General features: G+C 59.3%; 25 protein-coding genes. 13 read left to right on the top strand and 12 right to left on the bottom strand.

What is annotated here, in order from left to right; genetic code table 11:
* Positions 1-162 precede the first annotated feature (162 nt).
* Positions 163-2,142, bottom strand: coding sequence for a bifunctional tRNA (5-methylaminomethyl-2-thiouridine)(34)-methyltransferase MnmC2/FAD-dependent 5-carboxymethylaminomethyl-2-thiouridine(34) oxidoreductase MnmC1 (gene mnmC, locus AC1MEE_RS17480; RefSeq protein WP_480410849.1), 1,980 nt, complete (start codon positions 2,140-2,142; stop codon positions 163-165).
* A gap of 326 nt (positions 2,143-2,468) precedes the next feature.
* Between mnmC and pap the strand changes: the two genes are divergently transcribed.
* Both pap and AC1MEE_RS17470 read left to right on the top strand, forming a co-directional pair.
* Positions 2,469-3,986: a polyphosphate:AMP phosphotransferase gene (gene pap, locus AC1MEE_RS17475; RefSeq protein WP_480410848.1), complete on the top strand. Its 1,518-nt coding sequence runs from the start codon at positions 2,469-2,471 to the stop codon at positions 3,984-3,986.
* Between the two features lie 102 nt (positions 3,987-4,088).
* The gene (locus AC1MEE_RS17470; protein WP_480410847.1) at positions 4,089-5,273 is read left to right on the top strand and encodes a thiolase family protein; all 1,185 of its coding nucleotides are present in this window, start codon (positions 4,089-4,091) and stop codon (positions 5,271-5,273) included.
* Between the two features lie 117 nt (positions 5,274-5,390).
* Here the strand turns inward: AC1MEE_RS17470 and AC1MEE_RS17465 are convergent, their stop codons facing one another.
* Positions 5,391-5,978, bottom strand: a complete 588-nt coding sequence (locus tag AC1MEE_RS17465) for a UPF0149 family protein (RefSeq protein WP_480410846.1) — start codon at positions 5,976-5,978, stop codon at positions 5,391-5,393.
* A gap of 221 nt (positions 5,979-6,199) precedes the next feature.
* Between AC1MEE_RS17465 and recQ the strand changes: the two genes are divergently transcribed.
* The 5 genes from recQ to AC1MEE_RS17440 all read left to right on the top strand — a co-directional run bounded on the left by recQ (position 6,200) and on the right by AC1MEE_RS17440 (position 13,173).
* Positions 6,200-8,329 (top strand): DNA helicase RecQ, encoded by a 2,130-nt coding sequence (gene recQ, locus AC1MEE_RS17460; protein ID WP_480410845.1) that lies wholly within the window; start codon positions 6,200-6,202, stop codon positions 8,327-8,329.
* A 302-nt stretch (positions 8,330-8,631) separates the two neighbouring features.
* Positions 8,632-9,870, top strand: coding sequence for an ISL3 family transposase (locus AC1MEE_RS17455; protein WP_480410844.1), 1,239 nt, complete (start codon positions 8,632-8,634; stop codon positions 9,868-9,870).
* 229 nt (positions 9,871-10,099) lie between these two features.
* On the top strand, positions 10,100-10,534 hold the full coding sequence (locus AC1MEE_RS17450) for a MarR family transcriptional regulator (protein ID WP_480410843.1): 435 nt from the start codon (positions 10,100-10,102) through the stop codon (positions 10,532-10,534).
* 152 nt (positions 10,535-10,686) lie between these two features.
* Positions 10,687-12,879: a FimV/HubP family polar landmark protein gene (locus AC1MEE_RS17445; protein WP_480410842.1), complete on the top strand. Its 2,193-nt coding sequence runs from the start codon at positions 10,687-10,689 to the stop codon at positions 12,877-12,879.
* A gap of 3 nt (positions 12,880-12,882) precedes the next feature.
* Positions 12,883-13,173, top strand: a complete 291-nt coding sequence (locus AC1MEE_RS17440) for an Rdx family protein (RefSeq protein WP_480416260.1) — start codon at positions 12,883-12,885, stop codon at positions 13,171-13,173.
* 4 nt (positions 13,174-13,177) lie between these two features.
* Here the strand turns inward: AC1MEE_RS17440 and AC1MEE_RS17435 are convergent, their stop codons facing one another.
* Entirely contained in the window at positions 13,178-14,068 is an 891-nt protein-coding gene (locus tag AC1MEE_RS17435; RefSeq protein WP_480410841.1) for a DMT family transporter, read from the bottom strand.
* 91 nt (positions 14,069-14,159) lie between these two features.
* The gene (locus tag AC1MEE_RS17430; RefSeq protein WP_480410840.1) at positions 14,160-14,915 is read right to left on the bottom strand and encodes an AraC family transcriptional regulator; all 756 of its coding nucleotides are present in this window, start codon (positions 14,913-14,915) and stop codon (positions 14,160-14,162) included.
* A 152-nt stretch (positions 14,916-15,067) separates the two neighbouring features.
* Here AC1MEE_RS17430 and AC1MEE_RS17425 point away from each other — a divergent pair, with 152 nt between their 5' ends.
* A complete protein-coding gene (locus tag AC1MEE_RS17425) occupies positions 15,068-15,922 on the top strand; it encodes a UDP-2,3-diacylglucosamine diphosphatase (RefSeq protein WP_480410839.1) in 855 nt (284 codons plus the stop codon).
* Here the strand turns inward: AC1MEE_RS17425 and AC1MEE_RS17420 are convergent.
* Together AC1MEE_RS17420 and AC1MEE_RS17415 are read right to left on the bottom strand one after the other, a co-directional pair.
* Complete coding sequence (locus AC1MEE_RS17420) at positions 15,907-16,500, bottom strand: HD domain-containing protein (RefSeq protein ID WP_480410838.1); 594 nt, start codon at positions 16,498-16,500, stop codon at positions 15,907-15,909. The two genes, AC1MEE_RS17425 and AC1MEE_RS17420, sit on opposite strands and share 16 nt — an antisense overlap.
* A gap of 132 nt (positions 16,501-16,632) precedes the next feature.
* Positions 16,633-16,944: an Mpo1-like protein gene (locus tag AC1MEE_RS17415; protein ID WP_480410837.1), complete on the bottom strand. Its 312-nt coding sequence runs from the start codon at positions 16,942-16,944 to the stop codon at positions 16,633-16,635.
* A 152-nt stretch (positions 16,945-17,096) separates the two neighbouring features.
* Here AC1MEE_RS17415 and AC1MEE_RS17410 point away from each other — a divergent pair, with 152 nt between their 5' ends.
* Positions 17,097-18,098: an AraC family transcriptional regulator gene (locus AC1MEE_RS17410; RefSeq protein ID WP_480410836.1), complete on the top strand. Its 1,002-nt coding sequence runs from the start codon at positions 17,097-17,099 to the stop codon at positions 18,096-18,098.
* Positions 18,099-18,174: 76 nt separating this feature from the next.
* Positions 18,175-18,735, top strand: coding sequence for a nitroreductase family protein (locus AC1MEE_RS17405; RefSeq protein ID WP_480410835.1), 561 nt, complete (start codon positions 18,175-18,177; stop codon positions 18,733-18,735).
* Positions 18,736-18,958: 223 nt separating this feature from the next.
* Here the strand turns inward: AC1MEE_RS17405 and AC1MEE_RS17400 are convergent, their stop codons facing one another.
* The 6 genes from AC1MEE_RS17400 to AC1MEE_RS17375 form a co-directional block, all read right to left on the bottom strand.
* A complete protein-coding gene (locus AC1MEE_RS17400; RefSeq protein WP_480410834.1) occupies positions 18,959-20,296 on the bottom strand; it encodes a sensor histidine kinase in 1,338 nt (445 codons plus the stop codon).
* A gap of 69 nt (positions 20,297-20,365) precedes the next feature.
* Positions 20,366-20,803: an LTXXQ domain protein gene (locus tag AC1MEE_RS17395; RefSeq protein ID WP_480410833.1), complete on the bottom strand. Its 438-nt coding sequence runs from the start codon at positions 20,801-20,803 to the stop codon at positions 20,366-20,368.
* Between the two features lie 229 nt (positions 20,804-21,032).
* Positions 21,033-21,710: a response regulator transcription factor gene (locus AC1MEE_RS17390; protein ID WP_480410832.1), complete on the bottom strand. Its 678-nt coding sequence runs from the start codon at positions 21,708-21,710 to the stop codon at positions 21,033-21,035.
* Between the two features lie 7 nt (positions 21,711-21,717).
* Positions 21,718-22,128: an SH3 domain-containing protein gene (locus AC1MEE_RS17385; RefSeq protein ID WP_480410831.1), complete on the bottom strand. Its 411-nt coding sequence runs from the start codon at positions 22,126-22,128 to the stop codon at positions 21,718-21,720.
* Between the two features lie 124 nt (positions 22,129-22,252).
* Positions 22,253-22,552 (bottom strand): YciI family protein, encoded by a 300-nt coding sequence (locus AC1MEE_RS17380; protein ID WP_480410830.1) that lies wholly within the window; start codon positions 22,550-22,552, stop codon positions 22,253-22,255.
* Between the two features lie 2 nt (positions 22,553-22,554).
* Positions 22,555-23,151 (bottom strand): septation protein A, encoded by a 597-nt coding sequence (locus AC1MEE_RS17375; protein ID WP_480410829.1) that lies wholly within the window; start codon positions 23,149-23,151, stop codon positions 22,555-22,557.
* A gap of 67 nt (positions 23,152-23,218) precedes the next feature.
* Here AC1MEE_RS17375 and AC1MEE_RS17370 point away from each other — a divergent pair, with 67 nt between their 5' ends.
* The 3 genes from AC1MEE_RS17370 to AC1MEE_RS17360 all read left to right on the top strand — a co-directional run bounded on the left by AC1MEE_RS17370 (position 23,219) and on the right by AC1MEE_RS17360 (position 25,541).
* Positions 23,219-24,079 (top strand): PHP domain-containing protein, encoded by an 861-nt coding sequence (locus AC1MEE_RS17370; protein ID WP_480410828.1) that lies wholly within the window; start codon positions 23,219-23,221, stop codon positions 24,077-24,079.
* A gap of 13 nt (positions 24,080-24,092) precedes the next feature.
* The gene (locus tag AC1MEE_RS17365; RefSeq protein WP_480410827.1) at positions 24,093-24,722 is read left to right on the top strand and encodes an L-threonylcarbamoyladenylate synthase; all 630 of its coding nucleotides are present in this window, start codon (positions 24,093-24,095) and stop codon (positions 24,720-24,722) included.
* Positions 24,723-24,842: 120 nt separating this feature from the next.
* Complete coding sequence (locus tag AC1MEE_RS17360; protein ID WP_480416259.1) at positions 24,843-25,541, top strand: segregation and condensation protein A; 699 nt, start codon at positions 24,843-24,845, stop codon at positions 25,539-25,541.
* The last annotated feature ends 60 nt before the right edge of the window (positions 25,542-25,601 follow it).

The following is a 25,601-nucleotide window of genomic DNA, read 5'->3' as shown; positions in this document are numbered from 1 at the left end:
CAAAGGGGTGGGGCAGAGGATAGCTGTTGTGTCAGGTGGACCGTGTTGAATTCTTCGCAGCGGGACGCGTAGTTGCAAGCCTGCTCCCACGGAGGATAAGTGCCAGACACACAATCTGTGCCTGACATCATCCTGTGGGAGCAGGCTTGCCTGCGAATAGTTTCAAATCTTCCCGCGAATCAACCCCCGCAACGCAAACCGATTCGGATGACAGGCCTCGGCCACACTTCGGGGCAATGGCAGGGGTTCGTTGTCCAGCCAGGCCGCCAGCAATTCGCCGGACAGCGGCGCGGTGATCAGGCCGCGCGAGCCGTGGCCGCTGTTGATGTACAGACCATCGAGCCACGGGCATTCAATATCCGGCACTTGGCGGGCGTCTTTGCCGAGCACGGCGTAGGCGTCGACGAAGGCGTCCTTGTCCGCCAGCGGGCCGACGATGGGCAGGTAATCCGGGCTGGTACAGCGGAACCCGGCGAAGCCCTGCAAGTGCTCTGGCGATAAGGTGTCGGCACCGAGACGTCCTACCAAGTCTGTAGATATTTCCTGTAGCAATTGCAGATTGTCCAAATGGTCGGCAGTGGTCGGCGTCAGGTCATCGCTCTTGAAATTGAAGCTGGCCCCCAGTGTGTGTTCGCCCAAACGGGCGGGCGCTACATAACCTTCGGCGCAGACCACGGTGCTCAAGGTTGCACTCGCTGCTGTTTGGGCGAGTCGGGTGATCTGCCCACGAATGCGTTTGAGCGGTAATTCGGCGCTGGCCGGGAAACGCTTGACCTCGGCCGCCCCGGCCAATACCACCACCGGTGCTTCGTCGAGCAGTCGCTCGCCATCCCAGGCCTGCCAGTGTTCACCGTTGCGGCGCAGTTCCAGCACATCGTGATGCGCCAACAGCTGAATGTTCGGGTGTGTGGCCTGAAACCGGCACAGCGTCGGCGGATGTACCCAACCACCCTCGGGGAAAAACAAACCACCGGAGGCCAGCTCGATTCCGGCACGGGCCTGAGCCGTAGACTGGTCCACGAGCTGCAACAGATCCGCAGGAAACGCTTGCGCCAACTGCGCCTGACGTTCGGCTTCCTTGTCATTGAAGGCCAGTTGCAACACGCCGCAGCCATCCCAATCGAGGCCACGTTGCAGGCGCTCGAGCAGGCGACGGGTGTGGCCGAAGCCGCTCAAAATAAGCTGCGACAACGCAGTGCCGTGGGCGGAGAGTTTCAGGTACAGCACGCCTTGCGGATTGCCCGAAGCTTCCTGCGCCAGATCGCTGCGGCGCTCCAGCAAACTGACTTGCCAACCCCGCGCCGCGAGGCTGGCGGCGGTCGCACAACCGGCCAGCCCGGCACCGATCACCAGCGCCTTGCGTTGAGTCGTGATCGGTGTCGGGCGGGCGAACCAGGGCTTGGCGACCGCGGGCTTGGGCAGGTCTTCAGGCCAGCCGAGAAACACCCCGCGCAGTACTTCCCATTTATGGCCGATTCCCGGCGTGCGCTTCATCTTGAAGCCTGCCGCATTCAGCGCGCGACGAACCCAGCCGGTGCTGGTGAAGGTGCTGAGGGTCGAACCCGGCGCCGCCAACCGCGCCAGTTCGGCGAACAGTTCGGGGGTCCACATCTCCGGGTTTTTCGCCGGCGCGAAACCGTCGAGAAACCACGCATCGATCTGCCCATCCAGCTGCGGCAACATCTGCAAGGCATCGCCGATCAGCAGGGTCAAGGTCACGCGTCCGCCTTCGAACACCAACCGCTGAAAGCCTTCATGCACGGCGATGTACTGATCGAGCAGTTGCTCGGCAAAGGGTGCCAGTTCAGGCCACAAGGCGAGGGCGCGTTGCAGGTCGCTGCGGGTCAGCGGGAATTTCTCGACGCTGACGAAATGCAGCCGCGCATCGGCTGCGGCGCATTGGGCAAACAGCTGCCAGGCGCAGAGAAAATTCAAGCCGGTGCCGAAGCCGGTCTCACCAATCATCAAGCGCCCGCCCGAAGGCAGCGCGGTGAAACGGTTTTCCAGATCATTCTGTTTCAGGAAGACGTGCCGGGTTTCGTCCAGACCGGATTCGGTGGAGAAATACACATCATCGAATGTTTGCGAGTGTGGTCGGCCCTGTTCATCCCAGTCGATCTGGGCGTGGGGTGTGAGGGTCATGTTCGGCTCGGCGGCGGCAGGAGCGTGACATCTTAACGCAATCGTCGAGCCGGCGAGGGCGCACGGGGGCAAGATGCGGCGCCTGAAACCCATTCAATTGACCCATCGCAATGATTGGCTGTCTTAGCCAGCACTGATCCATGCGATCCGCTAGGCTCTGTACGAAAAGTGCCTGCGCTCGGTGATGCTGCGTTAAAAACAGGCTCGGAATGCTCATTTACAACACGTAGACTCCGCTTCCTCGCCTGTTTTTGCCTTGCCTGACCTTCGCTCGGCGACTTTTCGTACAGAGCCTAGTCTTGGGCGATCTTGAAGGAGAGTTGTGCATGTTCGAATCCGCCGAAATCGGTCACGCCATCGACAAAGAAACCTACGACGCCGAGGTGCCCGCCCTGCGCGAGGCATTGCTCGACGCGCAATTTGAGCTCAAGCAACAGTCACGTTTTCCGGTGATCGTGTTGATCAACGGCATCGAAGGCGCGGGTAAGGGCGAGACAATCAAGCTGCTCAGCGAATGGATGGACCCGCGGCTGATCGAGGTACGCACGTTCGATCAGCAAACCGATGAAGAACTGGCCCGCCCGCCCGCCTGGCGTTATTGGCGGCAGTTGCCGGCCAAAGGACGCATGGGGATTTTCTTTGGCAATTGGTACAGCCAGATGATTCAGGGCCGGGTGCACGGCGAGTTCAAGGAGGCGGTGCTCGATCAGGCAATCAATGGTGCCGAACGTCTGGAAAAAATGCTCTGTGATGAGGGCGCATTGATCTTCAAGTTCTGGTTTCACCTGTCCAAGAAACAGATGAAAGCCCGGCTCAAGTTGCTTGAAGATGACCCGTTGCACAGCTGGCGCATCAGCCCGCTGGACTGGCAGCAATCAAAAACCTACGACAAATTCGTGCGCTACGGAGAGCGGGTACTGCGCCGCACCAGCCGTGAATACGCGCCCTGGCATGTGATTGAAGGCATGAACCCGCATTACCGCAGCCTGACCACTGGGCGACTGTTGCTCGAAGGAATGCAGGCAGCCTTGGCCAACAACAAGCCTGATCAAGGTCCGCAAACCGTCGGGCCGCTGCCGGCGCGATCGTTGATGGGCAGGGAGGGTGATGAACTCAGCCTGCTGAGCAGCCTCGACATGACTCAGCATCTGGAGAAAGAAGATTACGAGGAACAACTGATCACCGAACAGGCGCGCCTGTCGGGCAACATGCGTGATAAACGCATGCGTAAACATGCGCTGGTGGCGGTCTTCGAAGGCAACGATGCGGCCGGCAAAGGCGGGGCTATTCGCCGGGTCGCAGCGGCACTGGACCCTCGGCAGTACCGCATCGTGCCGATTGCCGCACCCTCCGAAGACGAACGCGCGCAGCCCTATCTGTGGCGTTTCTGGCGGCAGATTCCGGCGCGGGGCAAGTTCACCGTGTTCGACCGTTCGTGGTACGGCCGGGTGTTGGTGGAGCGGGTCGAAGGTTTTTGCAGCACGGCGGACTGGCTGCGGGCTTACAGCGAGATCAACGATTTCGAAGAACAACTGACCGATGCCGGCGTGGTGGTGGTGAAGTTCTGGCTGGCCATTGATGAGCAAACCCAACTGGAGCGCTTCGAGGCGCGGGAGAAGATTCCGTTCAAGCGCTTCAAAATCACCGAGGACGACTGGCGCAATCGCAAAAAATGGCCGCAATACCGCGAGGCCGTGATCGATATGGTCGACCGCACCAGCACCGAAATCGCCCCGTGGACGCTGGTCGAGGCCAATGACAAACGCTGGGCACGGGTCAAGGTATTGCGCACGATCAATAACGCTTTGGAAGCGGCCTTCGACAAGGACAAGAAGTCCAATTGAGCCGATGATTTTGCATACAGCCAGTGAATGATCATCGCGGAGTGGGAATGTCTGACCCTATGCTGAATGCCTTCTCATCAACAACAAGAACGGAGATGTGCCATGCGTGAAGTGGTGATTGTCGATAGCGTACGGACTGGTCTGGCCAAGTCTTTTCGCGGCAAGTTCAACCAGACCCGCCCTGATGACATGGCGGCTCATTGCGTCAACGCGCTGTTGACGCGCAATGGCCTGGACCCGGCGCTGGTCGAGGACTGCATTGTCGGTGCGGGCTCCAACGAAGGCGCACAGGGGTACAACATCGGGCGCAACGTGGCAGTGCTGTCGAAACTGGGCATCCACGTTCCCGGCATGACCCTCAACCGTTACTGCTCCTCGGGCTTGCAAGCCATCGCCATTGCCGCCAACCAGATTGCCTCCGGTTGCAGCGATATCATCGTGGCTGGCGGTGTCGAATCCATCAGCCTGACCATGAAGAGCGTCAACACCGACAACTTGATCAACCCGCTGCTCAAGGAGCAAGTGCCGGGGATCTATTTCCCCATGGGTCAGACTGCCGAGATCGTCGCGCGCCGCTACCACGTCAGCCGCGAGCAACAAGACCTGTATGCACTGCAGAGCCAGCAGCGCACGGCGGCGGCTCAGGCGGCCGGGCTGTTCGACGATGAAATCGTGCCAATGGCCGTGACTTATCGCGTCGAGGACAAAAACACCGGTGCGGTAAGCCTGGTTGAAGGCATCGTAGATCGTGACGATTGCAACCGTCCGGACACCACGCTGGAGAGCCTGGTGGGTCTGAAGCCGGTGTTCGCCGAAGACGGTTCGGTGACCGCAGGCAACTCGTCGCAGCTCTCCGATGGCGCCTCGATGACGCTGGTGATGAGCCTGGAGAAAGCCCTGGAACTGGGCCTGAAACCACGCGCGTTCTTCCGTGGCTTCACCGTGGCAGGTTGCGAACCGGACGAGATGGGCATTGGCCCGGTGTTTTCGGTGCCCAAACTGCTCAAGGCCAAGGGCCTGCAAGTCGCTGATATCGACCTGTGGGAACTCAACGAAGCCTTCGCTTCGCAGTGCCTGTACGCCCGCGACCGGCTGGAAATCGACAACGCCAAATACAACCTCAACGGCGGCTCGATCTCCATCGGCCACCCGTTCGGCATGACCGGCTCACGTCAGGTCGGTCATCTGGTCCGCGAACTGCAACGCCGCAACCTGCGCTACGGCATCGTGACCATGTGCGTGGGTGGTGGAATGGGTGCAACGGGGTTGTTTGAAGCGGTGAAGTAAAGCGGCGGCAAAGAGCCCGCTTTCGCAGCGGGACGCGTAGTTGCAAGCCTGCTCCCACAGACTGCTCTTTCACAAAGAACCGCGATCCCCTGTGGGAGCAGGCTTGCCTGCGAATGGTTAATGATGGCGAGGCTTGAGAATCGCCGGCTTCTCGTCTGGCGCCTGGCAGAGCAGGTACAGAGCGGTCAGCGCCTCAGGAATTTGCACGATCATATCGTCCATCAGATTGGCATCCTGGGCGATGTCGGAGAATTCCGGCTGCTCGTCGAACAGACCCGAACCGACCATGATCGGCAGCAGCATTTCGCTGACTTCTTCCTCGGCGCTTTCGAACCAGGCGTTTTCACGCAGGAACACGCCTTCCATGAAGCCGATGCACCAGCCGCGCAGTTCGGAATCGTCTGGATCGTCGCCCAGGTCCAGGTCGCACGGCAGCTCGAACTCTTCATCGGAAGCCAGTTGGCGCGCGATATGCGCCTGCAGCTGGATCAGCGTGGCTTCGATGTCTGCGCGCTGGGCGTCGTCGGTGTAATGCGGTGGCTCGGAGAACAGCGCGTCGATCCACTCACGTTCTGGTACCGACTCGGCACAGATCGACAGCGCGGTCAGGTAGCCGTTGGCGGCCACATAGTCCAGCGCTTCGTCGTGCAGCTCGTCAGCGTCGAGGAAGACTTGCAGGCGGGTTAGTTGCTCAGCGAAGGACATTGCGGACTACCTTGGGAATAAACGATGCTGAATTCTAGGCTGTGTATGGCCTGCGCGCCAGCAAAGAGGCTATTAGAAGCTGTTACATGTTTAATTTGGACCAGTGGTGCAGCCACTGTCCTTTGCCTGGAAACCCTCGGGTATAATGCCGCGCTTTGTGAAGCCGGTAGCGATCGCGACGGGCTTTAGCAGGGTTGTTTCTGCAATATTGTGGGGTTTCTATGCTCGAACAGGCTCAACGCGTACTTAAAGACATCTTCGGCTACGACAGTTTCCGTGGTCGCCAGGGTGCCATTATTGAACGCGTTGCCAGTGGCGGCGATGCCTTGGTGTTGATGCCCACCGGTGGTGGCAAGTCCTTGTGTTTTCAGGTGCCTGGCTTGTTGCGTGAAGGGCTGGCGGTGGTGGTTTCACCGCTGATTGCCTTGATGGACGATCAGGTCGCGACCCTGGAAGAACTGGGGGTTTCGGCGGCCGCCCTGAACTCGACGCTGAGCGCCGAGCAACAGCGGGATCTGGCCAACCGGATTCGCCTGGGTGAGATCAAAATGCTCTACCTGGCGCCCGAGCGTCTGGTCCAGCCGCGGATGCTGGCCTTCCTGCAGAATCTGCAAATCGCCCTGTTCGCCATCGATGAAGCCCACTGTGTGTCTCAATGGGGTCACGATTTCCGTCCCGAATACCTGAAATTGGGGCAACTCGCCGAGTTGTTCCCAGATGTGCCGCGCATCGCCCTGACCGCCACGGCTGATAAACGCACCCGCGAAGAGATCGTCGAGCGCCTGCATTTGCAGAACGCCGAGCGTTTTCTTTCCAGTTTCGACCGCCCCAACATCTTTTATCGCATCGTGCCCAAGGAACAGCCGCGCAAACAGCTGCTGGCGTTCCTCTCCGAGCGCCGTAGCGATGCGGGCATCGTTTATTGCCTGTCCCGCAAAAAGGTCGATGAAGTGGCGGCCTTTTTGTGTGAAAACGGCTACCCGGCGTTGCCGTACCATGCCGGATTGCCCAACGAAACCCGTGCCGCCAACCAGAAGCGCTTCCTCAATGAGGAAGGCCTGATCATGGTCGCGACCATCGCCTTTGGTATGGGCATCGACAAGCCCAACGTGCGGTTCGTCGCCCATATGGACTTGCCCAAGTCGCTGGAGGCGTACTACCAGGAGACCGGTCGTTCCGGTCGGGATGGCCTGCCCGCCGACGCCTGGATGGCCTACGGCCTGCAAGACGTGTTGATGCTCAAGCAGATGCTGCAGAACTCCGAAGGTGACGAGCGACACAAGCGCCTTGAGCAGCACAAGCTCGACGCCATGTTGTCGCTCTGCGAAGAAACCCGCTGCCGTCGGCAGACGTTGCTGGCCTATTTCGATGAAGACATGCCCCAGCCATGCGGCCATTGCGACAATTGCGTCGACGGCGTGCAGACCTGGGACGCCACCGAGCCTGCGCGTCAGGCGCTGTCGGCGATCTACCGCACAGGCCAGCGCTACGGCGTCGGGCATCTGGTGGACGTGTTGCTCGGTCGCGACAACGAAAAAGTGAAAGCGCCGGGGCATCAACACCTGGCGGTGTTCGGCGTCGGCAAGGCGCGTGCCGAAGGCGAATGGCGCTCGCTGTTCCGGCAATTGGTGGCGCGCGGCCTGGCCGATATCGATCTGGAAGGCTACGGCGGTCTGCGTCTGAGCGACACGTGCCGGCCACTGCTGCGCGGCGAAGTGACCCTGGAACTGCGCCGCGATTTGAAACCGCAAACCACCTCGAAAAGCAGTTCGGGCAGCCCGGCCAGCCAATTGGTACGCGGCGAAGAGCGCGAGCAGTGGGAAGCCTTGCGCGCTCTGCGGCGCAAGTTGGCCGAAGAGCATGGGGTGCCGCCTTACGTCATCTTCCCCGATTCGACCTTGCTCGAGATGCTGCGCAGCAAGCCCGGTTCGTTGTCGGAAATGGCCCAGGTCAGTGGCGTCGGTGCGCGCAAGCTGGAGCGTTACGGCGAGGCCTTCCTCGAAGTGCTCGGCGGCACGGCCGAGGCGCCGAGAGTCGTTGCTGACTTGCGTCATGAGTTGATCAGTCTGGCCCGCGCCGGCATGACCCCGATGCAGATCGCCGGTCAATTGCAGTGCTCGGAAAAGAACGTCTACACGATGCTGGCTGAGGCCATCGGCAAGCAGCAACTGTCACTGGAGCAGGCGCTGGATTTACCTGAAGATCTGCTCAGCGAGGTCCAGGACGCATTCCTTGATGGCGAAGGAGAACTGCCGCCGGTCGCCGCCGTGGCCGAACAATTCGCCGGTCGGGTGCCGGAAGGCGTGCTGTATTGCGTGCGCGCGGCGCTGCAATCGGAATTCGAAGTCTGACAAAGTCCTGTGGGAGGGCCCGCCCCGTCTTCGACGCCGCGCTGTCGCGCAGCAAACACGGGCTCGATTCTGCCCGGAGGGCGTAGGAGCTGACTTGTCTGCGATAAGGGCCGAAGGACCTTCCAGCGGTGGTGAATTCACTATTTTTGCCAGCGCTTCGCACTGGATCGCAGACAAGTCAGCTCCTACAAGGAATTAGCGTCAGGCTGAAAATTCCATAAAATATACTCTTTATTTTTCAACGGCTTATAGGTTGTTTGAGGGGCTTCACCGTTTTGAGTGGGTAATCTATTCTCCTCCCCATGAGAGATATTGATTTATATGCCCAAATTCTTGGGCTCCAGGCTCCGTGGAAAGTGGTCGCAGTTAACCTTGACCGTGCGTTGGGGCAAGTCGTTGTCGGCGTTGGAGTATCTGATGCTGCTGCGTTCACCTGTCCGCAATGTGGCCTGCACGCTTCGCGTTATGACAAACGCAAACGTCGTTGGCGGCATCTTGATACGTGTCAGTTCGTGACCATTCTAGAGGCTGAGGTGCCCAGAGTTCATTGCGCCGAGCATGGCGTGGTGACTGTCGAGGTCCCGTGGGCAGACGCTGGTTCAGATTTCACCTTGATGTTTGAAGCATTGGTGATCAACTGGATCCAGGAAGCCAGTATTCAGGCGGTCTCGCGTCAACTCCAGACGAGCTGGGGCAGCATTGACCGGATCATGGCTCGCGCCGTCAGACGCGGATTGGCGCGTCGAAAACCGTTATCACCGACCCAGATATGCGTGGACGAGACTTCGTTTCAAAAGCGTCGCGAGTACGTCACCGTGGTGACCGACCCCGCAACGGGTCAGGTCTTGCATGTGGAAGACGGCAACCTCACCCAGAGCCTGGAAGCGTTTTATACGAAGCTCAATAGTGACCAGAAGCAAGCAATTACAGGCGTTTCGATGGACATGTGGCCCGCCTTCATCAGCGCGACCCAACGTCATATTCCTGATGCCATGCACAAAATAGCGTTCGACAAGTTTCATGTGGCCAAGCTGTTGAGTGAGGCGCTGGACAGGGTGCGTCATATGGAGAACCGCGAGTTGCTAAAGGCAGGCTCCACGGTGCTCAAGAACACGAAATACGTCTGGCTTAAGCGGGCCGAAAACATGACCGAGCGGCAACAGGCAACCTTCGAGTCGTTGCGAGAGGGTTCGTTGCGTACAGCCAAAGCTTGGGCGATCAAGGATCTGGCCATGCAGTTGTGGCGAGGTAAGGATCGGGATGAGGTCGAACAACAGTGGAACCACTGGCTGGAATGGGCCTTGAACAGTGGGCTGCCACCGATGTGGAAAGTCGCCAAAACGATCAAGCGACGACTGTGGGGCATCGTCAACGCCATCGTGTTGAACCTGCATAACGGCCATGCAGAAAGCATGAACGCACGCATTCAACGGCTCAAGCAACGCTCTTGCGGGTTTCGAAATCGGGAGCGTTTTCGCAATGCCATTTACTTTCATTTTGGTGGTTTGGATTTATACCCGGAACGTCTCCAAAACTCATAACACCCACTTGATCCGGTGAAGCCCCTTGTTTGATGAGAGCAGGCTTGCCTGCGAATGGCTTGACGCGGTCTATCTGACAGACCGCGTGTACTTCTTCGCAGCGGGACTGCAAGCCTGCTCCCACAAAATGCCCCCTGCGACGATTCGCTACAGGGCGACGCTTGCCTCCGTGCAGGCGTCATGGTTAGCTGGCTAATAATTAGTACAAGCCTTTAATCATGAGTTTCCTATGCCTTTAACTGATCAACACCGCTTCGGTATGCAACTGGCGCACATGTCCCGTGGCTGGCGAGCCGAACTGGACCGGCGCCTGGCTGACCTGGGCCTGTCGCAGGCGCGCTGGCTGGTATTGCTGCACCTGGCCCGCTTCGATGAGCCGCCGACCCAGCGTGAGTTGGCGCAGAGTGTCGGCGTAGAAGGGCCGACACTCGCGCGGTTGCTCGATAGCCTGGAAACACAGGGTCTGGTTCGGCGTCAGGCGGTGGTCGAGGATCGGCGGGCGAAAAAAATTCTGTTGAGTGCTACGGCGCGTCCGCTGATCGACAAGATCGAGACGATCGCCACGGCCTTGCGTCATGAACTGTTCGTCGGCATCGATGAAGAAGAGCTGCGAGTCTGCATGCGGGTTCACGCTCGGATTCTGGCGAACCTGGAAAAATCCTGAGGTACGACGGTCAGCAACGCAGGCGATTTATATAAGCTTGAGCATTGTTGAAAGCAGGCGAGCAACATGCTTGATTTGCACCCATACTGCGCTATCTGTGAGTCGATGTTGAATGTGCTGAGAAGCCTGCTGTGGTTTTCATAAGGATTTTCATGCTGAAGAGTTCTCAGGCCGTGCTAGAGCGCGCCGGTCGCCCCTTGGGGCAGATCGTTCGTCGGTGGTGTGTGGCTGCGGCCGCGACTTCGTTGTTTTATTCGGCGCTGGCCCCGGCATTGGGGCTGGGCGATATCACCCTGCATTCGGCATTGGATCAACCGTTCAATGCCGATATCGAGCTGGTGGATACCGCCGGCCTGAGCGCGGATGACATTCGGCTGAGCCTTGCCTCGCCGGAAGCCTTTAGCCGTGCCGGCATCGACCGCCTGTTTTTTTTCAATGACCTGCGCTTCACCACTGCCATCCATGGCAACAGTGGTGTGGTGCACGTGGTGTCGAGAAAGCCGGTCACTGAGCCTTATCTGAATTTTCTGGTGCGATTGGCTCGCCCTAATGGCGATCTGATGCATGCGTATACGGTGTTGATCGATCCACCGGATTCGGCGATAGGCGCAGCCGCGACGCGTTCCAGATGGGTTGAGCCTGCCGCTCAGCACATCGCTGAATCACAGATGCCGGTCGCGCCGCCGCAAGCGGTGCAGGGTAATCACTACACGGTTGTCAGCGGCGATAACCTGGGCTCGATTGCCAGGCGTCTGCAAGGGCCGGGCAGTAAAACCTCCGCCAGTGAACTGACCCGAGGCATTCAGGCGCTCAATCCCCAGGCTTTTTCCAGCGGTAGCAGCACTCGGTTGAAAGTCGGACAGAGCCTGTTGCTGCCCGACACCGCGGTACTGCCTCGTTCCACGCCAGCTCCTGCGACGGCTGCTGTCCCTCAAGCCACACAGCCGACCTCCAAGGCGGCTGCAATTCCAACTGCAACTACGGTTGCGGCATCACTGAGCGACGAGCAGCAAAACGCCGAGAAACTGGCCGCCAGCGCTATTGAAAATCAGCAGTTGGTCAAAACCGTGGACGATCTGAAAGGGCAGCTGCAAGGCCTTAAGGATCAGGTCTCGGGTAAGGACAAACAAGTCATTGCGCTGCAAACCGCGCTGGCTGAGCTCAAATCATCCACTGGCAAAACCGTTGCACCGGTCGCGCCTGCACCTGTCGTTGTCCCTGCGCTGGCGACTGCGCCGATAACCGGGGCGGAAGAGGAGGATTCGTTCGGCTTCATGACCCTGTTGTTGGGGGCGCTGCTGGTGCTGCTGTTGTTGTTGGCACTGGCTTATTCGGTGCGGCGCAATCGGCTGAAAAACGCGCTGTCAGTGCAGGCTGTCCACGACACGCCAGCGCCCAGAGCCCCGATGGCCAGGGCGGAACCTGGGTTTGAAACCCCGGCGGTTGTGGTTGCCCCCATAGCGGCTGTCGTCGCGGCTTCGCCATCAAATGGGCAGCGTCTTGCCGGTGCCGCCACCGATGCGCTGGATGGTGCAAGCATGTATATCGCCTACGGCCGGTTCGCCGAGGCGCTGGGTATTTTGCGCGCCGCGCTGGAAAAGCAGCCGCAACGTACCGATCTGCGCCTGAGAATTCTCGAATTGCTGGCCGAGCAGGGTGATGCCGACGGTTTTGACCGCGAGGAGCAGGCATTGCTCGATCAAGGCGTGAGTGCGGATGAGTTGCAGGAAATACGCGCCCGTTATCCGCAATTGCTGACGAAGCCGGCGCCAGCACCAACGCGGATGCCATTAGCAGAGTCGGAACCTGAATCTGAATCTCAGCTAGAGCCAACACCTGAGCTGTCTGACGCCCGATTCGATGAGTCGCCTGCGGTGAGCCCACAACCCGCCGACGAGTTCCAGTTGAACCTGGATGACTTGTCGATGGACGCGGATTGGGATCTGGTCGACCCTTTCGAAACCACGCCGGCCAAGCGTAGCAAAGAACAGCCGAAACAACCGCCGACAATGGACCCGGACTTCGCGTCCAACCTGACGGAGTTTCCGGAAGTCTTCGAAATGCCTGATGAGCAGTTCCTCAGCGACTTCGCCGAGCCCGAACCGATGGTTCAATCCGGCAGCGACACCCTGGATGACGCATTTCTCGATGGCTTCATGGATGATTCGGCAGACTTCGATGTGCTCGACCTGACCGATGAGCCATTGGGCAAAATCAACCAGGCTCAGGTGCTGATTGATGAAGGCGAGCTGGATAACGCGCGTGAGCTGCTGCTGGAAGTCATGAAGGAAGCCGATGAAGGCCACCAGCGGACGGCCAGGGATTTGTTGGCGGGGATCAGTTAAATGCTGCCTGTTACCAAACCTGAAATTGTCATCACCTACTGCACGCAATGTCAGTGGCTATTGCGCGCAGCCTGGCTCGCTCAAGAGTTGCTCAGTACGTTTTCCGACGATCTGGGCAAGGTTTCCCTGGAGCCGGCCACCGGCGGGGCGTTTCGCATCACCTGCGATGGCGTGCAGATCTGGGAGCGTAAGGCCGATGGCGGTTTCCCGGAAGCCAAGGTACTCAAGCAACGGGTGCGTGACCAGATCGACCCGCAGCGCGACCTTGGGCATAACGATCGCCCGACGGCGTAAGCATTCAGTGCGCTGAAGCGGCGGAGGTTTTTGGCTTGACCGTTTTAGCGCCCAGTCGGCTCGAGACTACGATAGCGACGACGATCAACGCACCGCCCAGCAACATGCGCATCGTGGGTTGTTCGGCGAACAGCAACCAGGCGAAGGTAATGCCGTACACCGGCTCAAGGGCAAACACCACCGCAGCGGTGCGTGCCTTGATCACCGCCAGGCTGGCGACGAACAGGCTATGCGCCACGCCAGTACAGAACACCCCGAGCAGGCCGATCCACAGCCAATCAATGGTCGCCACGCTGCCCAACGCCGGCGCTGCCGCTGGCAACAGGCACGCTGCGACCACCACGTTCTGACACAGCGCCGCTTGCACGGCCGGTATTCGCCCGGAGCTGGCACGATTGGTCAGTGACAACAGCGAGAACAGCAAGCCGGACAATACCGCCCACAGCAGGCCGCTGGTGGCCTGGCTGGCGAGGTCGAAGTCCGGGGTGACCAACACCAGCCCGACGCTGACCAGCAGCACCAGGATGATTTCATTGCTGCGAATCCGCTCGCGGAAGATCAGCCCTTCGAGGATCACGGTAAAGGCAGGGAAGCTGGCAAAACCCAGGGTCGCTACGGCCACGCCGGCGACTTTCACGGCGATGAAAAAACTCACCCAGTGCCCGGCCAGCAGCAACCCCCCCAGAATCAGTCGGCGCCAATCACTGCCGCGCAGCGATTGCCAGGCGGTGTTGCTGGCGAAACGGGCGAAAAAGGCCAGGGCGATCACTGCAAAGGCCGCACGGCCAAACACGATGATCGACGGCGAGGCGGCGGCCAGTTTACCGAACACTCCGGTCAGGCCGAACATCAGTGCACCAATATGCAGAGCGCCAAGGGCGGAGCGGTGGTTCATTGCAGTCCTTATCAGTCAGGCTTTTACAGCGCGGGAAAAGTCAGCGAAGTGTAGAGCGCCTGTCTGACCGCTGTCTGTCGCGGTTCTTGCGTTATTTGTCGCCAGACTCGCGGCGCAGCGTGCGGGGTGTTGCGCCGAATGAACGCAACATCGCTGCGCTGAACGCGCTTTGCGAGCTATAACCGACACGGCTGGCGACTTCGCCGATGGCCAGCGAGGTTTCGCGCAGCAGGCTCAGGGCCAGTTGCAGGCGTCGATCACGGATGTAATCCATCGGCGTTTGCCCGCACTCGGCGAGGAACCGCGCATGCAGGCGGGCTGTGGATAACCCGGTCAGATGCGCCAGGTCAGCCACTTGTAGCGGATAAGCCGCATATCGGTCGATATGCGCGTCCAGCGCCGCCATCGGTAGACGCCGCATGACCGGGGCTGGAGTCGTGGTATTGAGACTGGCCAGCAGCAGGATCGCGCCTTGTTGAGCGATCAACGGGTCGCTGACCGGGCTGGCGGCCAGCCAGCTCACCAGTTGGCTCTGGGGTGTATTGAGCTGCAGCCGGCCCGGATTGTCGAGCAAACGTCGACTGGCATCAGCATGAGCGCCAAGAGTTTGCCCGAGCCAGTCCTGGTCCGGTACATCGAGCACCAGACAATCGCTGCCCAGCAGACTGCCGCAGGCGTGATGGGCCCCGCTGGGGATCACCACCAGATGCTGTCGCGACACTTGGCTGCCACGCCCATCCACCTCGAAATCCAATTGTCCGGACAGGCCAAACACCAATTGCGGGTGGTCGTGACAGTGGGATATCAGGTCGTGGCTGTAATGGCGCAGGGAGAGAATCGAACTCATCGCAGCCTCCTTAAACGTTTGGAGCAGTCTACACCGACGCCGCCTGTGGGTTTGTGTGACCTTTCATGTCTTGTCACCAAATCGCCACACCGATGTCATGCTCGATTAACCAGACCCGGGCAAGCTCGTCAAAACCCTGCCGGAGGTTGTCCATGAGCAGTGCTCAGCTCGCTAAACCCAGCCGCAAACAACGCGTGCGAACGCTGTGGATTTCTGATGTACATCTGGGGACGCGTGATTGCCAGGCCGAACATCTGTCGAGTTTCCTCAAGCAGTATCACGTCGATAAGGTGTATCTGGTTGGCGACATCATCGATGGCTGGAAACTGCGCAGTGGCATGTACTGGCCCCAGGCGCACACCAATGTGATCCGTCGCCTGCTGACCATGAGCAAGCGCGGCACCGAAGTGATCTATATCACCGGCAACCACGATGAGTTCCTGCGGCGGTACTCGAAGCTGATCCTGGGCAATATCCATCTGGTGGACGAGGCCGAACACGTCACCGCCGACGGTCGGCGTCTGCTGGTGGTGCATGGCGATCAGTTCGATGTGATTACTCGCTATCACCGTTGGCTGGCCTTTCTTGGCGATTCGGCCTACGAGTTCACCTTGACCCTCAATCGTTGGCTGAACCATTGGCGTGCGCGCTATGGCTACGGCTATTGGTCACTGTCTGCGTACCTCAAGCACAAGGTTAAAACAGCGGTCAGTTTCATCAGCGACTTTGAAGAGGCTATTGCTCACGAATGCGTGAAACGTGGCTTTGACGGGGTGGTCTGCGGGCATATCCACCACGCCGAAATTCGCAAGGTTGGCGAGGTGGAATACCTCAATTGCGGCGATTGGGTCGAATCCTGTACCGCACTGATCGAGCATTGGGATGGCTCGATCGAACTGTTCCGGCTGGCCGATGCTCATCTACGCGAGGCGCAGCGCCAGGTTGAGAAAGAACAGGTCGGGGTCAGCGAACCTGTCCTTGGCGCGAGCCATCAAGCCATCGAATAATTCTGCTCGATGGCGTCTTTATAAATGGAGCTTTTCGGGTGGGCGAAAATCCGCTCCAGCATGGGCTCGAAGAAGCTCAGCGGCAGGGTGTTGTAGGCCGGATCGAACGCGGCGGCATCGTACTTGGCGCAGAACTCGATGGTCTGCAGATACTGCGGATGCTCCTGGAATTGCTCACGCAGCAGCCGGTCCATACCCAGGTGATGGAAGAAGTAGTAGCCCTGAAAGATTCCGTGTTTCTCCACCATCCACAGGTTTTCCGCGCTGACGAAAGGCTTGAGGATGGCCGCCGCGATATCCGCGTGGTTATACGAACCCAAGGTGTCGCCGATGTCGTGGAGCAGGGCGCAGACGATATATTCCTCGTCGCGACCGTCGTGATAGGCACGCGTGGCGGTTTGCAGGGAGTGGGTCAGGCGATCTACGGGAAAGCCGCCGAAGTCACCGTCGAGCAGTCGCAGATGGGTCAGAATCCGTCCCGGCAACTGCTTGGCATAGGCGCTGAAGTCTTGGGCAATGAGCGCCCAGTCTTCCTGAGTACCATCTTTCATATGGGTGAAACGGGCTTGGCTGTTCATACACGGTCCTGTCTTTATTGTTTAGATTGTTTAGGGACCGGTCCAGTCTATGCCTTACAGGATTTGGGGCAGTGGCCGTAAAAGACGGCTTACTGACCCAGCGCGCCGTGCGTCGTCTAGAACGGAGATTTTCTAAAAGGGTACCTTGCCTACCAACATGTCGCGGTACATGACGAAATCGCCCAACAGGCTATAAAACGGATGCTTGAACGTGGCGGGGCGATTCTTCTCGAAAAAGAAGTGCCCGACCCAGGCAAAGCCGTACCCGGCGACGGGAACGGCCCATAGCAGCGGCCAATGGGCGCCGCCCACCGCTAAAGCCGCTATAAAGATCACCAGGCTGGTGCCGATGAAATGTAAGCGGCGACAGGTGCTGTTGCTGTGCTCCAGCAAGTAATAGGGGTAAAAGTCAGCGAAGCGCGTGAATGACTTGATGTTGTTCACATTTGGCACCCTTGGTTTTTTATTCCATGAATCCGGTTTCTATGAACTCAGTCTAAAGCGCCCTGCAAATACAGCCAGTGACATTAAGCGCCAGGATAGTATTCTTGGGCCAGTAGCGGCTGGACGCGGCTTATCCTGATTAAGAAAACGCCATGAGCGAAAGAACGACTTCTGCAAGTTGGGCGATGGGGATCGTCAAGTCATTGGAAATGGACGGCCTGGACTGCCGCTCGTTATTCAAGGAGCTGGGGCTTGATTATGCCGATCTGGACAATCCCGATGCGCGCTTCCCACAGGATTGCATGACGCGTCTGTGGCAGCGTGCGGTGGAGATTTCGGGCAATCCCGCGATTGGTTTGAACATGGCCAAGGTCGTGCGCCCGGCGTCTTTCAATGTTGCAGGTTATGCGCTGATGTCCAGCCAGACCCTCAAGGAAGGCTTCATGCGGCTGGTGCGTTATCAGCGGATCATCGCCGAAAGCGCCGACTTGAGTTTTCGTCTGTTGCCTGAAGGCTACGCGCTGATCCTGACTGTGCATGGCGATCATCTGCCACCGACCCGGCAAAGCGCCGAAGCTTCACTGGCTTCGGCTCTGACCTTCTGTGGCTGGTTGACCGGCAGGCCCTTGCAGCCGCGGCAGGTGTTGATCCAGGGCGACCAGCCCAGGGATCTGGAACCCTACAAGAAAGCCTTTCATGCACCGATGACGTTCAACGCGCCGTATGACGCGTTGGTGTTCGAGCGGGCTGATATGGAGGCACCGCTGCCGACTGCCAATGAAGCCATGGCGCAGTTGCACGATCGTTTTGCCGGGGAATACCTGGCGCGCTTCTCGGGAAGCCGCGTGACCCATCAGGCACGTCAGGTGTTGTGCCGGTTACTGCCTCAGGGCGAACCCAAGCGTGAGATGGTCGCGCAAACCCTGCACCTGTCCCAGCGCACCTTGCAGCGACGTTTGCAGGATGAGGGCACCAGTTTCCAGACACTGCTCGACGACACCCGCCGTGAGCTGGCCGAGCAATACCTGGCGCAGCCGCAGATGACCTTGCTGGAAATTGCCTATCTGCTGGGGTTTGCCGACCCCAGCAACTTCTTCCGCGCCTTCCGCCGCTGGTTCGATGAAACGCCGGGGGAATACCGCGCGCGGATGTAATTAAATGGTCGGCGCTCTCGTTATTGATGGCGAACACATCCTAGAATGGCCGACCATTTTTAGAGGAGACAGCCCGATGGAGGCGCTCGACGCTTTGCTCAACCGGGTATCGGTACCACGGTTGATCGACCCTGCACCCAACGCGGCGCAACGGGAAATACTGTTCGGTGCAGCCCTGCGTGCGCCCGATCATGGTCAGTTGCGGCCATTCCGGTTCCTGACTGTCGAAGGCGCGGCCCGCGAGGGGATGGGTGAGTTGCTGGTGCAGGCGCTGCAATTCAGCGACACCGAGGCGACACCGCAAATGTTGGACAAGGCGCGTCTGGGGCCGATGCGCGCACCCTTGGTCGTGGTGGTGATCGCCAAATTGCAGGACCATTTCAAAGTGCCGAAGCAAGAGCAGCGGATCGCCGCCGGTTGCGCCGCCCACGCGATATTGATCGCGGCGTTTGCACAGGGTGTCGGTGCCGTTTGGCGCACGGGTGAGTTGTCGTACTCGGCCCATGTCGCCAAAGGTCTGGGGCTGGCAGCGAACGAAGAGGTCGTCGCTTTCCTCTACCTGGGCACCCCGCAACACGAGCCGCGCACTGCGCCTAAGCTGAACACGGCTGATTTTGTCAGTGAGTGGCAGGGCTGAGTTGGCATAAAAATCTGTAGGAGATCCCGCCCCGTCTTCAATGTCGCGCTGTCGCGCAGCAAACTCGGTCGACTGTAGGAGCTGACTTGTCTGCGATAAGGGCCGGAGGACCTTCATGCGGTGAATTCAGCCATTTTGCGACTGCTTCGCAGCCGATCGCAGACAAGTCAGCTCCTACAGTAGATCTGACTGTGGGAGCCAATTCATTCGCGAAGAGGTCAATTCAAACGCTGGGGATTATCGGCTCCAACGGCAAATCCATACTGGCGACGAAGCCACCCTCTGGATGATTTCCCAGGGTCAGGTTGCCGCCGTGGCGTTCCGCGGCGCGTTTGGCGATCGCCAGGCCCAGGCCGTAGCCCGGTGTAGTCTGGCCGGGCGCGCGGTAGAAGGGCTCGCCTAACTGCGGCAGATGTTCGGGTGCCACGCCGGGGCCATGGTCACGCACCCGGATGAGCAATCGATCACCCTCGCGTTGTGCCTGAAAGTCGATGGTTTGCCCGGCCGGATTGAAGCGCAGGGCATTGCGCAGCAGATTGTCCAGCGCCCGCTCGAGCATGTCTGGCCAGCCTTGCAGGTCGATATCGTCGTGTACCTCGACCCGTACCTGCTGTTCGGCGGCGCCGAGCTGAGCGTCAGCTTGTAAATGATGCAGCATCGCGTTCAGATCCACGGGCTCGGCGCTGCCAAAATCCGCGTCCAGGCGGGCCAGCACGAGAATCTCGCTGATCAACGCTTCCAGCCGGTCACATTCGCGGGCCAGGCGCGGCCACAGCTTTTCGCGTTCAGCGGGTTCGGCTCGTTCGGCCAACGCCAACGCGATACGCAGCCGCGCCAGCGGTGAACGCAGTTCGTGGGACACATCGCGCAGTAGCTGACGCTGGCTGCCAATCAGGCTTTGCAGGCGCGCACCCATGCGGTTGAAATCAGTGGCCAGCACGCCGAACTCGTCACGCCGGTTGGATAGCTGCGCCAGACTGTTCTGTTGATAAGTGGTTTGCCCCAGGTCATGCACGGCACCGCGCAAGCGGCTGAGCGGGCGGGTGATGGACAGCGTCACCAGCAGACTGAATAACGTCAGCACCACCAAGGCAATGCCAAGGGCACTGAGGGGCCAAATCAGACTTTCCCGATGCCAGGCATTCAGCTCCGGGTGTGGAATTCGGTAGATCAGCAAATAGGTTTCGCCCGATTTCGGGCTGGTGTACTCGGTGGTCAGACGACGCCATGGTAATTGGCTTGGGTCGTTGTGTTGGCGCGCTTCAAGCGCCGCCGCGCGGGGCGGAAAGGTGCCGCGCACCAAGGGCTCGCCGCTTTCGTTGAGCACCTGGACGTCAATGTGATAGCGCCGTTTGCGCTGTTGCAGGTATTCCTGTGAGGCGTCTTCACCCTTATCTTCGTAGAGTTCGGTCCAGTCCTGCGCCAGATTGGCCAGGCCTGGATGGCGGCTGAGGATCCAGGCGTCCTGATTGAGCATATGTCCGAGCAAAATCGACAGGCCCGCGACCAGGGCGATGGCTAACCAGAAACTGGCCAGAACTCGCCAGAACAATGAACGCACGTGAATACCTCAAACGATAAAAGCCCGACACACATCAGCGTGTCGGGCGGGTAAGGGGCAGGCTCGCCGTTATTGGGCCGGCTGAGCAGGTTGAGCTGGCTGGTCCTTTTGGGCTTTCCAGGTCTGGAACTCGGCATGCTCGGCGCGACGTTTGGCCTCTTTTTCCTGTATCACGTCGAACTGCTTTTGCTGATCGGGTTTGAGCAGGGCGCGAACGTCGCTCTGAGCTTTCAGGTGTTTGGCTTCGAGCTCGTCCTTCAGGTTTTTCTGGGCCGCTGGCGGCAGCATTTGCAGATAGCGCTGAACGATTTCCTCACGGCTACGCTTTTGCTCAAACATCAGTTTGCCGATCTGTTGACGTTGCTCTTTGGTCAGGTTCAGCTGGCTATATGGGCTATGGTGATGCATCTCAGAACCCCCGTGACCCATGCCTTCTTCTGGTGGCATGGCCATCGCGACGGTAGGCAGCGCAGCAGCGAGCATCAGGGCGATTAAAGTCTTACGCATGGTGTATCTCCTTATCTCGAATCCGGTTCGTTACCGGTTGAGACTAGTGTACGGAGATAAAGGTCAATAGCGGTCAGGTGACAGTAAAGCTTGAGTAAAGAGGCAGAACACTTGTAGGCGCTGCCGCAGGCTGCGATCGCCCCGGGGGCGCGTCCGACGGGACCGGTTTGAAGGCCTACCGGCCTCATCGCAGCCTGCGGCAGCTCCTACAGTCGATCCATGCGCCCACTCAAACACTGTAGTAATAACCGCGACTGCGCAGGGCGACGATCCGCGGACGACCGTCTGGGTGAGGGCCGATTTTCTTGCGCAGGTTGCTGACGTGCATGTCCAGGCTGCGGTCGTAGAGCGTCAATTTGCGACCCAAGGCCAGTTGCGCCAGCTCTTGTTTGTCCAGCGGTTCGCCGGGTTGGCGCAGCAGGGCTTCGAGCAGGCGGCTTTCGGAGACGGTCAAGGTGAACTCATGCTCGTCGACAATCACCACGCCGCGCACCGGGCTGAAGCATAAATCGCCCAGTTCGAGCTGGCTGGACACCGCCGTTGGATGGCTGCGACGCAGGACCGCCCGCAGCCGAGCGGTCAATTCCCGAGGGTCGCAGGGTTTGGCCAGGTAATCGTCGGCGCCCAGTTCCAGGCCGAGAATCCGGTCCAGGGGTTCGCCGCGTGCCGACAGCATCAACACCGGCAGATCAGGGTGATCGGTGCGCAGCTGCTTGAGCAGCTCCAGGCCGCTGCCATCAGGCAGCATTACATCCAGCACCACGGCGGCGGGAGGCGATTGCGCCAATGCGCGCCGGGCGCTGCTGCCATCGTGGCAAGACTGCACCTGAAAGCCTTCCTGGCTCAGCCAACTGCTCAGAAGCTCGCAGAGCTCCTCATCATCATCAATTAATAACAGTTCGCTCATGACTCACTCAATTTAGCCACTGCCGACGTTGTCGACGCCAGCTACTGGCAAAGATACCGCAGAGAAGGGCAATCATCGCAACGCCACCGCCCACGACGAACCATTGTTGCTGCTCCGTCAACATGCGCTGAGGCGAGATAGACTGCGCTTCTTTGAGTTGCAACTTGAGGCGTTGGTTCTCTTGACGCAAGCGACTCAGTTGCGCGCTCTCGCGTTCGGTGTCGCCTCCCTGCACTTGTTTACTCAGCTCTTCGCGTTGGCGCTCGCTTTCTTTGAGGCGCTGTTGCAATTCGGTGATCTGGCTACTGGCACTCAGCGATAACGGCGTAGAGCTACCAGAGCCTGATGACTCTTCGGCCTGGGCGCTGAGCCCAATGGTCAATACAGCCAACAGCAGACACAACGGACCTGAACGCATCTGAACTCCTATATTTTTATTGAGTATTCAGCATGTTGTCGGCAGGTTGACGAGAATAGTGAGCACGCGAAGAGGGCAAGCTGCCAGTGCCGCGGTGATTGACCGCGGCGCCTGCACAAGCCGGTTACGGCAGAACTTGTTTGAACGGCTTGACCAGCACGTTGGCGTACACGCCAGCTTCGATGTACGGATCGGCATCGGCCCAGGCCTGGGCTGCGCCCAAGGACTCGAACTCGGCCACGATCAGGCTGCCAGTGAAACCCGCCGCGCCTGGGTCATTGCTGTCGATGGCGGGGTTCGGCCCTGCCAGCACGATCCGGCCTTGATCCTTGAGTACGACCAGGCGCTCAAGATGTGCAGGCCGCGCAGCCAGGCGTTTTTCCAGCGAATTGGCGACGTCTGTAGCAATGATTGCGTAGAGCATGGTCAGTCCTTGGGTTTGGGAGTGGATGTTTCAGCGTCGTGCAGGTGGCGGGCAAGGAATATCCCTTGGCCGACCAGAAACAGCAGGGTCATGCCCAGGCTGCCGAAGACTTTGAAGTCCACCCAGTAATCCTGATAAGTGAAGGCCACATACAGATTGGCCGCTCCGCAGAACAGGAAAAAGATGATCCAGGCGATGTTCAGTCGGGTCCAGATCGCCTGTGGCAAGGACAATGCGTGGCCCATGATGCGTTGGATCAACGGGCGATCACCGATGAAGTGACTGCCGGCGAAAGCCAGGGCGAACACCCAGTTGACCACCGGCGCCTTCCATTTAAGGACGGCTTCGCTATGGAAGGCCAGGGTCAGGCTGCCGAACACCAGGCAGGCGATCAGGGTCAGCAATTGGCTTTTTTCCAGTTTGCGCTGGGTAATGAACAAAATGCCGTAAACCACCACTGAACTTAGGATCAACATCGCGGTGGCGCTGAAAATTCCGCCTACCATGAAGCTGTGACCCAGAATGTCGACGGCACGAGGTTCGATCTTGTAAACGATGAAAAACAGGAGCAGCGGGATGAAGTCGATGAATTGTTTCACAATGGCAGCCAGAAGCAGGATGTGACGGGCATAATAACAAACATCAATGACAGCGAAAGCGCCACCTATGAATGTTGACTTGCACTGCCACAGCACCGCTTCCGATGGCGCCCTCGCGCCTGCGGTCCTCGTTGCGCGTGCTCATGAAAACGGTGTGAGGGTCCTCGCCCTGACCGATCACGATACCCTCGAAGGCCTCGAAGAGGCCCGTACGGCGGCGCTTGCGCTGGATATGCAACTGGTCAATGGGGTGGAATTATCCTGCACCTGGGGTGGGGCAACCATCCACGTTCTGGGCTACGGTTTCGACGTAAAAGCCCCTGCATTGGTCGATGCCATCGAACGATTGCACCATGGGCGCTGGTTGCGCGCCGAAGAAATAAGTCGAAAATTGGCGATCAAAGGTATGCCGGGTGCTCTGGAAGGTGCCCGCGCGGTCCAGCAAGAGCTGGGTGACAGCGGTAATGCTCCGGCGCGACCGCACTTCGCTGACTTCATGGTGCGTGCAGGTTTTGTCAAAGATCGCGCCGAGGCATTCCGTAAATGGCTGGGTGCTGGCAAGCTTGGCGACGTCAAACAGCATTGGCCAACCCTGGAAGAAACTGTCGCGACCTTACGCGAAGCCGGGGCCTGGGTCAGTCTGGCGCACCCTTGGCACTATGATTTCACCCGCAGTAAACGTCGTAAGCTGATCGCCGACTATATTCAAGCCGGCGGCCACGCTATCGAGGTGGTCAATGGTCTGCAACCTGCCGAGCAGGTGGGCAGCCTGGCTATCCTGGCTCGCGAGTTCGGTCTGCTGGTAACTGCCGGCAGTGACTTTCATGCCCCTGGCGCCTGGTCCGAGATTGGCGTTTATCGCCCGTTACCGGAGGATCTTCCGCCGCTTTGGTGTCGATTCAAACATGATCAGCCTACTGCCGTCTGAACAGGAAGATACAGTGAGTCAATTTTTCCAGGTCCACCCGGAAAACCCGCAGGCGCGCCTGATTAAACAGGCGGCGGAGATCATCAGGGCCGGTGGTCTGGTGGTGTATCCCACGGATTCGTCCTACGCCCTGGGCTGCCAGATCGGCGATAAGAACGCTATCGAGCGTATCCGCCGCTTGCGCCAGCTGGATGACAAGCACAACTTCACCCTGATGTGTTGCGACCTGTCGCAGCTGGGGACCTATGCCAAGGTCGACACCGGTGCGTTCCGTGCGCTCAAGACCTACACGCCGGGGCCTTACACCTTTATTCTCAATGCGACGCGTGAAGTGCCGCGGCTGATCCTGCACCCCAAGCGCCGGACCATCGGCCTGCGGGTGCCCAGCCACCCCATCGCTCAGGCGTTGCTTGAGGAACTCGGCGAGCCGCTGATGAGCGTGAGCCTGATCATGCCAGGCGAAACCATACCCATGAGCGACCCATACGAAATGCGTCAGGTGCTGGAGCATCAGGTCGATCTGATCATCGACGGCGGCATCGGCGGCATCGCGGCCTCCACCGTGATCAATCTGGCCGATGGCGAGGCGCAAGTGATACGGGTAGGTTGCGGCGATCCGCGACCGTTCGGCGTCGAAGCCTAGATGACCATGGTAGAGACGGTCGACAGCCAGGCGGACGCTCAGCAGGAGTTGCCATTCGCCATGGTCTATGGCCAGGCGGTCATGCAGATGCCGCTGGATTTGTACATCCCGCCGGATGCGCTGGAAGTCTTCCTCGAAGCGTTCGAAGGTCCTCTGGACTTGCTGCTGTACCTGATTCGCAAACAGAACATCAACATCCTCGACATTCCAGTGGCGGAAATCACCCGTCAGTACATGGGCTACGTCGAGCTGATGAAAACCGTGCGTCTGGAACTGGCGGCTGAGTATCTGGTGATGGCGGCCATGCTCGCCGAGATCAAATCGCGGATGCTGCTGCCGCGTTCGGCGGAGATCGAACAGGAAGAAGACGATCCGCGCGCCGAGTTGATCCGGCGTCTGCAAGAATACGAACGCTTCAAGGCCGCGGCCGAAGGCATCGATGGACTGAGTCGGGTCGGGCGCGATGTGGTTGTGCCCAGACTGGACGCCCCCGAAGCACGGGCGCGTCGGCTGCTGCCGGATGTCAGTCTCGAAGAGCTGTTGATGTCCATGGCTGAAGTCTTGCATCGGGGCGATATGTTCGAAAGCCATCAGGTCAGTCGTGAAGCGCTGTCGACCCGTGAGCGCATGAGCGATGTGCTTGAACGCCTCAAGGGCGGTGGCTTCGTGCCGTTCTCAGAGCTGTTTACGGCAGAAGAAGGGCGCCTCGGCGTGGTGGTGACATTTATGGCGATTCTGGAGCTGGTCAAGGAATCCTTGGTCGAACTGGTGCAGAACGAGCCCTTTGCGGCGATTCATGTCCGGGCGAGAGCCGAATAAAAGACGCGCACGATTGAAACGCCGCGAGCCTGATAAAGCGCCCCGAGCCAAATAAAGAGT

Source organism: Pseudomonas sp. ASL3, from assembly GCF_056680425.1.
Note: the sequence above shows the minus strand (reverse complement) of the source record. Positions and strands in the feature narration are given on the sequence as shown.

Excerpts from the sequence above, each read along its gene's own strand:
- mnmC (WP_480410849.1), bottom strand. The coding sequence starts at position 2,142 with ATGACCCTCACACCCCACGCCCAGATCGACTGGGATGAACAGGGCCGA.
- pap (WP_480410848.1), top strand. The coding sequence starts at position 2,469 with ATGTTCGAATCCGCCGAAATCGGTCACGCCATCGACAAAGAAACCTAC.
- AC1MEE_RS17470 (WP_480410847.1), top strand. The coding sequence starts at position 4,089 with ATGCGTGAAGTGGTGATTGTCGATAGCGTACGGACTGGTCTGGCCAAG.
- AC1MEE_RS17465 (WP_480410846.1), bottom strand. The coding sequence starts at position 5,978 with ATGTCCTTCGCTGAGCAACTAACCCGCCTGCAAGTCTTCCTCGACGCT.
- recQ (WP_480410845.1), top strand. The coding sequence starts at position 6,200 with ATGCTCGAACAGGCTCAACGCGTACTTAAAGACATCTTCGGCTACGAC.
- AC1MEE_RS17455 (WP_480410844.1), top strand. The coding sequence starts at position 8,632 with ATGAGAGATATTGATTTATATGCCCAAATTCTTGGGCTCCAGGCTCCG.
- AC1MEE_RS17450 (WP_480410843.1), top strand. The coding sequence starts at position 10,100 with ATGCCTTTAACTGATCAACACCGCTTCGGTATGCAACTGGCGCACATG.
- AC1MEE_RS17445 (WP_480410842.1), top strand. The coding sequence starts at position 10,687 with ATGCTGAAGAGTTCTCAGGCCGTGCTAGAGCGCGCCGGTCGCCCCTTG.
- AC1MEE_RS17435 (WP_480410841.1), bottom strand. The coding sequence starts at position 14,068 with ATGAACCACCGCTCCGCCCTTGGCGCTCTGCATATTGGTGCACTGATG.
- AC1MEE_RS17430 (WP_480410840.1), bottom strand. The coding sequence starts at position 14,915 with ATGAGTTCGATTCTCTCCCTGCGCCATTACAGCCACGACCTGATATCC.
- AC1MEE_RS17425 (WP_480410839.1), top strand. The coding sequence starts at position 15,068 with ATGAGCAGTGCTCAGCTCGCTAAACCCAGCCGCAAACAACGCGTGCGA.
- AC1MEE_RS17420 (WP_480410838.1), bottom strand. The coding sequence starts at position 16,500 with ATGAACAGCCAAGCCCGTTTCACCCATATGAAAGATGGTACTCAGGAA.
- AC1MEE_RS17410 (WP_480410836.1), top strand. The coding sequence starts at position 17,097 with ATGAGCGAAAGAACGACTTCTGCAAGTTGGGCGATGGGGATCGTCAAG.
- AC1MEE_RS17405 (WP_480410835.1), top strand. The coding sequence starts at position 18,175 with ATGGAGGCGCTCGACGCTTTGCTCAACCGGGTATCGGTACCACGGTTG.
- AC1MEE_RS17395 (WP_480410833.1), bottom strand. The coding sequence starts at position 20,803 with ATGCGTAAGACTTTAATCGCCCTGATGCTCGCTGCTGCGCTGCCTACC.
- AC1MEE_RS17390 (WP_480410832.1), bottom strand. The coding sequence starts at position 21,710 with ATGAGCGAACTGTTATTAATTGATGATGATGAGGAGCTCTGCGAGCTT.
- AC1MEE_RS17385 (WP_480410831.1), bottom strand. The coding sequence starts at position 22,128 with ATGCGTTCAGGTCCGTTGTGTCTGCTGTTGGCTGTATTGACCATTGGG.
- AC1MEE_RS17380 (WP_480410830.1), bottom strand. The coding sequence starts at position 22,552 with ATGCTCTACGCAATCATTGCTACAGACGTCGCCAATTCGCTGGAAAAA.
- AC1MEE_RS17370 (WP_480410828.1), top strand. The coding sequence starts at position 23,219 with ATGAATGTTGACTTGCACTGCCACAGCACCGCTTCCGATGGCGCCCTC.